5 protein-coding genes are annotated in these 6,000 nt (G+C 40.6%); 2 read left to right on the top strand and 3 right to left on the bottom strand.

Annotation, left to right across the window (positions count from 1 at the left end):
- Positions 1–273 precede the first annotated feature (273 nt).
- Complete coding sequence (locus tag RMY00_RS30170) at positions 274–651, top strand: hypothetical protein (protein WP_322651042.1); 378 nt, start codon at positions 274–276, stop codon at positions 649–651.
- Between the two features lie 30 nt (positions 652–681).
- Entirely contained in the window at positions 682–2,796 is a 2,115-nt protein-coding gene (locus tag RMY00_RS30165) for a caspase, EACC1-associated type (RefSeq protein WP_322651041.1), read from the top strand.
- Positions 2,797–3,102: 306 nt separating this feature from the next.
- Here RMY00_RS30165 and RMY00_RS30160 read toward each other — a convergent pair whose 3' ends face one another.
- From RMY00_RS30160 to RMY00_RS30150, 3 genes are all read right to left on the bottom strand, one after another.
- The gene (locus RMY00_RS30160; RefSeq protein ID WP_322651040.1) at positions 3,103–3,582 is read right to left on the bottom strand and encodes a plasmid segregation centromere-binding protein ParR; all 480 of its coding nucleotides are present in this window, start codon (positions 3,580–3,582) and stop codon (positions 3,103–3,105) included.
- 5 nt (positions 3,583–3,587) lie between these two features.
- Positions 3,588–4,742 (bottom strand): ParM/StbA family protein, encoded by a 1,155-nt coding sequence (locus tag RMY00_RS30155; RefSeq protein ID WP_100901207.1) that lies wholly within the window; start codon positions 4,740–4,742, stop codon positions 3,588–3,590.
- A gap of 239 nt (positions 4,743–4,981) precedes the next feature.
- On the bottom strand, positions 4,982–5,605 hold the full coding sequence (locus RMY00_RS30150; protein WP_322651039.1) for a DedA family protein: 624 nt from the start codon (positions 5,603–5,605) through the stop codon (positions 4,982–4,984).
- Positions 5,606–6,000: the final 395 nt, after the last annotated feature.

Raw genomic sequence — 6,000 nt, 5'->3', positions numbered from 1 at the left:
ATGCCAAATTGGTATCTTCTAGCAGTATTGGTGCTGTGACAGATTTGGATTTGTTTTAATTAATCTGACGTAATAGACATCTCCGAAAAAGAATGTAGAGACGTAGCACTGCTGCGTCTCTCTGAATATCTAGTAATTTTTACTTAAATTTGATAAGTTTTTGCAAAAATCTTCATGAAATTTCAGGAAATTTACATAGCGGATATGATGTCAATAGAGAAATCACGGCAATATAGGTGAGAGTCAGCTGCTTAAAACTGAAAAGGGTACAAAATGAGTTCTGAATCTAACATCAAGTTAACGATCGCTCTTTCTAATCCCAGCTTAGATGCAGAAGAGCAAGAACGCGAAACACGGAATCTGCTGCGAGAAATCAAAGATTTAGATGTAGAAAGTGCTGAACTCGTTACAGTTACAGAAACTCCCGAAGGAGCCAAGTCTGTTAGCGGTTTTCTGATAGGAGTATTACAGACAGAGGTGAGCCTTGCCAATTTTAAGAAATTGTTGGGATTTTTAAGCGATCGCTTGGGTAACAAAACCATTGAATTGGAAGTTGAGGCTAACGGCAAAAAACTGAAGGTGAAAGCTAGCAGTCAGGAAGAGTTAAACGCCGCCATTGAACAAGCTCAAAAGTTTGTTGCAGGTAATTAAGAAATTCCAGCAGTAAGGAAGAATAGTGAGATGGCGAAAGTAGCACTCCTAATTGGAGTCAGTGAATATGAGCCTGGTCTTACTCCATTGCCAGCAGCGACAAAAGATGTCGAGGAAATGCAGCGAGTTTTGGAAAACCCAGAGATTGGTGGTTTTGATGACGTAACATTGCTGATAAATCCTCAACAACATGAGATGGCAGTCGCAATCGAGACTTTGTTTGCCGATCGTCAAAAAGATGACCTCGTGCTGCTTTTTTTCTCTGGTCATGGAATCAAAGATGAGAATGGTAAGCTTTACTTTGCTGCTTGCAACACCAAAAAAAGTGACAAAGGAGAACTAGTTAAGGCGACAACAGTACCAGCTAACTCTGTACATGATGTCATGAGCAATAGCCGCTCCAAACGCGAGGTAGTAATTCTTGATTGTTGTTTTAGTGGCGCGTTTGCTGAGGGTTGGTCTGCTAAATCTTCTAAAGATGATGGTTTTGTGGATGTGAGGAACCAATTAGGTGGTGAAGGACGAGCGGTTCTTACATCTTCGACATCAACGCAATATTCTTTTGCACAACCAGGAACAGATGTTTCAACTTACACCTGCTATATAGTTGAGGGGCTAGAGACTGGTGCAGCAGACCGAGATCAAGATAGCTTCATTTCTGTTGATGAATTACATGAATACGCTAAAAGGAAAGTACAAGAAGCTGCTCCAGCCATGAAACCAGAAATATATGCTATTAGAGAAGGCTATAAAATCAAGCTTGCCAAAGCACCCATTGATGAGCCAAAACTTCAATATGGTCGAGAAGTTGAATATTGGGTAAGAGACGGTGAAATTTCTGATATTGGTCGTACTGCTTTAAATAAGCGACAAAAGAACTTAGGGCTAACACCTGACGAAGCTGCTGCTAAAGAAGCTGAGGTTTTAAAACCTTATCAAGACTACAAAGAAAATTTACAGGAATATCAAAAGGTATTCTTCCGAACAACTAAAGGTAAATTTCCTGTTAAGGAAAATACTCGTGCTGATTTGAAACGTCTTCAGCAAAATTTAGGACTTAGGGATGAAGATACAGCCTTAATTGAAGCTTCTCAAAAAAGGAAACTCAATCTAGCTCCTCAATCTATAGGAATGTTGAGTCTAGGAGTTATTATTGGTGCTGTGGTGGTATGGCTTATTAAGCCTGAGATGAAAGTTCAATGTCCCGTTATCTCATCTCAACAACTAGAATGTGACAATCAAATTGTTAATAAAATAGATAAATTTACAGAAGTTAAAAATATCCCTTCAGGAGCTTTTAAGTATGGAGGTAGTACTTCTTGGGCACCTATCTATCCAAAGCTAGAGTCAGAAATTAAAAATATCTATCGCCAATTTGATATAAAAAACGTGTTAATCAGGGGTTCTGGAATAGGCATTCAGAAGTTAATAGATGGTGGACAGGATGGACTAGATTTTGCTCTGTCCTCCCGTGACGTTCTCCCTAAAGAGAAAAACTTAGCTAAAACAAAGGGTTTTACTATTCAAGGAATTAGAGTTGCCCAAAGTGGTTTAGCAGTAGCCGTTAATCCCAAATTAGATATCCAAAATATAACCAAAGAACAATTAAAGAAAATTTTTAGTGGTCAGATTGACAATTGGAAAGATGCAGGCGTTCTCGCAGATATCCCAATTAAATTTTATGTGCGTAGTAATAATTCAGGCAGCACTGAAGAGTTTAGAAAAAGTTTAGGAATTGAAAAGTTTGGTGATAATATTAACTATATTAACACAACTAGTGAAGGACTCCAAAAAATCGCTAGAGAACCGGGAGGAATCTTTACAGGCCCCATCTCAGATGTAGTACCACAGTGTGGAGTTAAGACTTTACCTATTATTAACGATAAGGGTAAAACTATTTCTCCATACCAACAAGAAAACTTTGTATTACCAACTCGATGTCGCCCTGGCAAGCGTAATCGAGTTAATATACAAGCGATTTACAGTGGTGAATATCCATTACCTGTTAGTTTATATGTAGTGATTAAGCAAAATGCTCAAAGAGAACAGCAAGCTGGTCAAGCCTACGCTAATTTACTTTTGACAAAACAGGGTCAAGATATGATAAAAAGTCTTCAAGAAACTGGAAATATTGACGAAAATTAATAAGGGTTAAAATTTCGCTGTTTCCCGAGTTTTTTAACTTTACTTAATAGTGATGCCTACGGCGGTAAACTACGCACTTACTAATTATGAATATTTCAAAATAGCGATCGCACCCAGTTTTTAATTTATAACAACTCGATAAACTTATCAACACTTAACCCAACCTAATACTTGTCGGGTTTTAAGGAAAAGGGGGAAAGGGAAAGAAAAACCTTTAACCATATACAAACATTAACAATCCTTAATAGAAAATATTATTAAGGATTGTTAAGAGGAGCAAAAACTGCTCACAAACGCGATTGTTTCTTAAAAATCATCGAGAAACTGACTAAGGCGGCTGATTACGGGGTCAACCTCTTGAGGAGGGGTAGCAACAGAATAAGAAGTATTATTTACTACTTCTAATTGAGTTGGAGACTGAATGAGCGATCGCTCATTGACTATAAGCGCCAGTTGTGCAACTTGTTGAGAAAGTTGCAGTAGATGGTGTTCCATTGCCTCCAAACGATTAGATCCCTTGGCCAAAAAACGTTCCTCAAGTCCAGCCACTTGACGTTGCAGTTCACCGATTTGCTGTTCAATCGGTGTTTTTGCTGCTGTTTGTGGAGCAGGTTGTACAGGTTCCGGTACACATAAAGATTGCCATAAGGCTTCTTTACAGAGGTCGCTGAAAGTCTTGTCTGGTTGTTTGTCCAAATAACTTTCTACTTGCGCTAACAAGCTTTCATCAGCAAGCTCTGGGTTGAACGTGACGGATTTAACTACCTTTTTTGACCATTGGAACATCAGCTTTATGCCCTAGCAGCGCGATTGGAGGATAATTGTGCCTCTCCATAAATATACTGCCCCAAAGCATTCGCCTGTCGTGAAGGTGCTGCTAAATGAGCATTAATCTTTGCTTCTTTGAGCAGACGTTGAACGTCGTCCCAGAAGAACTCACCACCCCCGCCAGTCAGAATCACATCGGTGACACGTTCTGGCAACCAGGCTAGCACACGGCTACAGATTTCGCGCGAAAACATCTCCGTAAGGTTGGGAAGAAAATCGTCTAGGTTGGTGGGCTTGCTAGCGCCTTTAGGACGGTAATAACGTTCACCTCTGGGTTTGTTCACGGCGGAAATCAGAGCTAGAGATTGACTATCTGCTCCCTCGATTTCGGCGGACACCAATTCATAAAACTTGTTCATACCGAAGTCTTCGCTCTTAGAAGCACCTCTGGCAAAACGGAAGTTATCTACCATCAAAAGATCGACGGTTTGATGTCCAATATCAACGATCGCCACCGATATTTTTGTAAAATCGGGACTACCAGGACTTTTCTTCGGTTGAGCTTCAGACCACAGCAGACTACCGTAGCCTTCTGGCATTACCCATACCTTACTGACATTCAGCGAAATAGATTCACCTCGGAAGTTCAACACATGAGGGCCGCCTACTTGGCTAATCAACTGGGCTTTTTCCTTTTCAAATTGCTCTAAGGAAAGAAAAGGCAGACCTAGTACAACTGAGATATCGTCTCTGAGTTTGAAGTACCCAGCACTTGCTAACACTTTTACCAGTGCAGCCTCTACCTTAGATTGGCCGACTCCTAGATTAGCCCCAAAATCGGCTGCTAGTTGACCAACAGCATATCCATTTCCTTGATACTCCAGCCACAAATCCATTAAGGGGTCAGTAGCCCTGGCTTCAAAAACACCACCGCGTACTTGTTCAATTGACATCTGCTTGACATTGGCAGGTACGAACACCACATTACCGGGTTCACGACTCACACAAGTCTTTGTGGAAGTTCTGCCTAAATCAACGCTGAGAATAGTTTTTCCCGGAACACCCCCTGTCTTGGGAGGAGTATTATTAACGGCATTGATGGGAGTCGATGCTGACACTCTATTCATGGGTATAGCAGCAGCATTGATGGGGGTAGCGGCGGAAGGTTGGTCTGTCATGAAAGCTCCTAGTTCAAACTTAACTGTAAAAAGTTGTCATGCTCATCTTACAAAAATGCGAGCAACCATAAATTCTAGGTTGCGTCAAGTGTAGCTAGAAATACGCCAAAATTAATTTTGGTGATACCTCCGATAAGCTCATGCCTTCTCACATCTAGTATTATTTGGCATAGTGTAGGCGAATTTTGGCCAGATGTAACCCCTGCTTTCACTACTTTCAAACCAAAAGCGTCCCTGTTTCATCTTTTAGCACGTCTTGACTGGCGCTTGAATATCCAGAAAATAAATACTAGAACCAAACCCCCAAGTACGATTTTGGATACAGGAGCAAGGTACTTGTCCACAAGTTCATACTGACTACCCAATATGTATCCTGAGTATGTTAACAAACCCACCCAAGCCGCGCTACCTAGTGTTGTGTAAAACAAGAATGGTAGCAATGGCATATTGCTGATACCTGCGGGAACGGAAATCAAGGTGCGGATTCCTGGTACAAGGCGACCAATTAATACTGCTTTTCTACCTTGTCGGTCAAACCACTCTTTGGCCTTGGCGATATCTTTACTGGATATAGCCAGCCATTTGCCATACTTGTCAGCCCAAGCTTTCAAACGAGTTTCGCCCAAAAACTTACCTGGATAATACCAAATAAGTGCGCCCAATACAGAACCCAAAAGTCCTGCGAAAAACACACCAATGATATTCAGCTTTGCTCCCCCTGGTTGATATGGACTTGCTGTAAATCCAGCCAGTGGCATAATCAATTCTGAAGGAATCGGGGGAAAAAGGTTTTCTAGGAACATTAGTAGGGCGATTCCCCAATAGCCAAAATAGTTGATAGTATTAGTTATCCATTCAAGCATTGAGTCAATTCCTAAAATTGCGGTACTATTCTTGTGACTAAGATTCCGCTTTAACTTTTAAAAAAGCTAATTATTCAGCTTGCTAAATTCAAGGTAATTCGGCTACACAAAAACTTGGCATCGCAATGAAGAGACAAAGTAAAACAAGTGGAAGTTAGGGCGCTGTTTCATTAATTGCGAAGTTTATATAAATTCAGAAGTAGCTTTAGTACAGGGCGGTAGAAATCAAGCTACCATTTTTAAACTTGCAAAAGCCTTGATATATAGGACTTTTGACTTCCGCTTTGCGGTACTAGCCCTTGAAATTGAGCGATCTCTCGCTCAATACGAATCTGACAAAACTAACGAAATTAGCCATCATAATCTTTATTTTCTAATTTTTTAGATCCTCCTTA

The sequence above is a fragment of the Nostoc sp. ChiVER01 genome (assembly GCF_034531155.1).
Taxonomy (GTDB): Bacteria; Cyanobacteriota; Cyanobacteriia; order Cyanobacteriales; family Nostocaceae; genus Nostoc.
Note: the sequence above shows the minus strand (reverse complement) of the source record. Positions and strands in the feature narration are given on the sequence as shown.

Coding starts and splice junctions, on each gene's coding strand:
- RMY00_RS30165 (WP_322651041.1), top strand. CDS start 682: ATGGCGAAAGTAGCACTCCTAATTGGAGTCAGTGAATATGAGCCTGGT.
- RMY00_RS30150 (WP_322651039.1), bottom strand. CDS start 5,605: ATGCTTGAATGGATAACTAATACTATCAACTATTTTGGCTATTGGGGA.
- RMY00_RS30155 (WP_100901207.1), bottom strand. CDS start 4,742: ATGACAGACCAACCTTCCGCCGCTACCCCCATCAATGCTGCTGCTATA.
- RMY00_RS30170 (WP_322651042.1), top strand. CDS start 274: ATGAGTTCTGAATCTAACATCAAGTTAACGATCGCTCTTTCTAATCCC.
- RMY00_RS30160 (WP_322651040.1), bottom strand. CDS start 3,582: ATGTTCCAATGGTCAAAAAAGGTAGTTAAATCCGTCACGTTCAACCCA.